This is a genomic window from Oleiphilus sp. HI0123 (genome assembly GCF_001635315.1).
The window spans coordinates 1-3,419 of record NZ_LWGE01001462.1 but is presented as its reverse complement, the minus strand read 5'-3'; the positions used below and the strand labels follow the sequence as shown (position 1 = coordinate 3,419).

General features: G+C 40.7%; 2 protein-coding genes. Both read left to right on the top strand.

The window, feature by feature from the left end; all coding sequences use genetic code 11:
* Positions 1-286 precede the first annotated feature (286 nt).
* Complete coding sequence (locus A3761_RS19170; RefSeq protein WP_068739717.1) at positions 287-733, top strand: hypothetical protein; 447 nt, start codon at positions 287-289, stop codon at positions 731-733.
* A 102-nt stretch (positions 734-835) separates the two neighbouring features.
* Positions 836-3,419: hypothetical protein (locus A3761_RS19165; protein WP_156491955.1), on the top strand; the 2,584-nt coding region annotated here is incomplete at its 3' end.

The window sequence follows — 3,419 nt, the reverse complement described above, 5'->3', positions numbered from 1 at the left end:
TCACAGTAGGTAAATCCCTAAACCGCTTATGAATCGAGTTGCTAGATCATCGATTATAACAGTCTTATTTCGTTACGGCTCTGATGTATGAAGTTGGTTTATGTGAGCTCTGCTTCACTTTCTTTGTGTGTTTGAACTAAAGCCTATCTCCGTGATAAACTAAGCGTATTATTTAAATGGATTTAGAGAGTCTGTAAGCCAAAGGGATCATCGGCCGTATTACGTCCTGCCTATTTTTATTACTTCTCTTTTCGTCTCCTTTCTCAATTAATTGAAATGCAGAGATATGAAAAATACCACTATTTTGCTAACTAGCCTGACCGTAATTGTAATCGGGGGTTTGCTTTATCTAAGTCTCCCAGGCACAGATACAAAGATAAAAGATACCGGAACCAGTGGTGCAGAAAAACACCAAATTTTATCTGCGTTAGATCGCTCAAACATTGGTATTGAATCCGCTTTACCTGATAAACCGCCTGTGAAAAATAGTGATACCTTGTTAACGACACTTCAAAAGGAAAAGTACAGTAACCTCCCGGATGAACGCAGAACTGAAATGTTAGAAGTGATTTCCGCGACGAACCAGGCCAGGAATACGGTTTCTTCTGGTGCGGAGAAATATTTTGATTTAGTCGAGGATGATAAAAAATTTGTAGAACTAGATGCGCTGGCTGATCAGAAAATTATTGAATTAAATCGTTTGCTTAAAGAGAAGCAGACAAGTGCAGATTAGTCTGTAAGAGTTCGAGTTTTAAGAAGGTATTGTGGTCGTTTAGCGTATCAATTTCTACGGCTGTAAATCGTTATTATTAGAGTTAAAAGGAAGGAGTGTAAGGTGCGTATTATCGAGGGAAGGTTAATTGCAGGCCTAGTATCAGTACTTTTACTTAGCATGATCAGCGTCCAGGCCCATGCAAGTGTGGTTGGAAAGATAAGCGGTGACTTAACTGTGAGCCAGGGCGGTGTTGCTTATAATCTCTCGTTACCTTTGCCGAATGGTATTCATGACGTTTCACCACCTATTTCTCTGCAATATAGCGCTCAAGCGACAAACGGTATTGTCGGCCCAAGTTTCAAACTAAATGCCAGTTCAGCTATTACACGATGTACACCAACCTATCAAAAAGATGGGTTTGAGTCAGGCATACAAGTTGATTCTCTAAGTCGGTTTTGTCATGACGGGCAAAGACTGATCTCGGTATCTGGAAATGACGGTCAAAATGGCACTGAATATCGCACATACGACAATAATAACGCTAAATACCAATCAATCGGTGGTAACAACTACACTCCTGAACGTTGGATTGTAAATACACCAAGTGGTTTTGAGTTAGAGTTTGCACGCTTCGGTCACACTGACAATCAGTTTGCAACGTGGCTGTTAGTAAGTAAGAAAGATATCTTTGATAATACGATTACGTATGACTATGTCGATGGCAATTTACCTTTGGTGTCTACTATTTCATATTCAGGCCACCTTGTTAGTTTCGAGTATCAAGACAAAAATCTTCCCTCCAATAACTATATGGGCGGAGCAAGTATAAATAACCATAAGCTCTTAGATCGAATTGATGTAAACGCCCCAAATGGAGATTTAATTTACTTCTTTGATTTTGATTATGAATTCCTACAAAGTGCCGTTGATGTAGAACGCCTGAACAAAGTGACTCAGTGTTTCAGTGGCACATCAAGTGAGAATAATAGCGCATGTTTAAAGCCTGTTTCATTTCACTATCAAGAGCTACCTGTCGCATCAAATGTTATTGATCGTTTAGAAAGTGATTTAACCATTGTTGTTGAAGATGACTTTTATAACCCAGATGGTGGAGCGCTAAGTTCTCCAATTGAAGAGCGACCTAGTTATGCCGCTGGTGACGTAACAGGTAATGGCTATCCGGATTTTTGTTACTACAAACTCAATACAGGAATCGTGTGTGCAAAGTATAACGCGGGCAGCTACGATCCACCCACAGCCTGGAGTGTCGACTTAGCGTACCAAGCTAATAACGAAGACTTCAAAGCCTACGGTTTATTGAACCTTATTGATTTAAACCTAGATGGTAAATCGGATGTTTGTATAACGGATGATGAAGGGATTCGTTGTGGTGTTAGTGATGGTGACAGTTTCAATATTACTTCAAACTCTACTTCTCTTTGGACAACCGCCATTAATAAATCGTACATGGGGGTTTCTTTTGCTTACGTGAATGAAGATGAATATATCGACATTTGTGGTACTGATGATAACGGGAATTATCGTTGTTATGAGGGGAATGGTAGTTCTTTTAGCAGCGAGCTGTTCAGTTTTAACGATGTAGACTTCTTTGCCGAAGCGGAATGGGACTACGAATACAATTGTGATGAGTCGAATAGCTGCTCAAAAATGAGTGAGTCTTTCGAAGTAGGCTACCCATCACCCAATTTTATCGATATCGATGGCGACTTCGATAAAGACCTTTGCTGGGTTTCACACGAAAGTCAGGCCTTTGTGTGTAAGGAGGCGTCTACCAATACATCTACACAGACCTTGGAATATGGTGCGAAAGTTTCCAAAGTAAATTTATCGAGCCTAACTTCTACCTTGCCCTCCACAAATAGTACGACTCGATTTGCCTCAGTCCATAATGACTGGAAACAACAAGCAGAGGCCGCGGTTCAAAATATCAATAAGTTGGCCTCAGGTTTTAGACTAGCAAACCTGAATGGCGACCAACTTTTAGATGTCTGTTATGTATCCGGTGAAGATTATGTATGCCACCTAAATACCGGTAAAGGATTTGATGCATCCTCTGTTTGGTTAGATCTGAGTGATTCATTTGCAGACATGGATGACGATGCGAAGAATGCAAAAGCGGCCACGTTTAGATTTGTTGATCGGAATTTAGATGGCTTGGCAGATTTATGTTTAATTCACAGTGAATATGAACAGTGTGGATATAGTGATGGCAGTGAACTAGCTGATTTGGAAAACCGATTAAAGATATTTCCAGATATTGAAGTAAATGAAGATAGCCAGAGCCAATGGGTTAGCTTTATGCATAAGCTCTTCGGCGGCAGTCGTGTCCCGTTTATGCTTGAAGCTGTTAGAGGTGGATATGGTAACTTAATCGAAGTGGGCGATATCAATAACGATGGCTTTTCAGAGTTTTGTTATCGTAGTCTGTGGGGCATAGCATGCTCAACGAATGATAATTTTGGCCCAACCTCCTTGCTTACCGGCGTTACAGATAGTTATGGGCTGTACAGTCAAATCGAGTATGCTCCACTAGCTTTAGATGGGTTATATGATGCTGCGAACTCGATACCAACAGGCTTCCGTGAACAGCTTTCCAACAATTGGGTTGTATCAAGCATTACTACCGATACGGCTACTGTAAATTCAGCTTCGGGAGAAGTTCTAACCAACAGGGTCGATTATC

Coding starts and splice junctions, on each gene's coding strand:
- A3761_RS19170 (WP_068739717.1), top strand. CDS start 287: ATGAAAAATACCACTATTTTGCTAACTAGCCTGACCGTAATTGTAATC.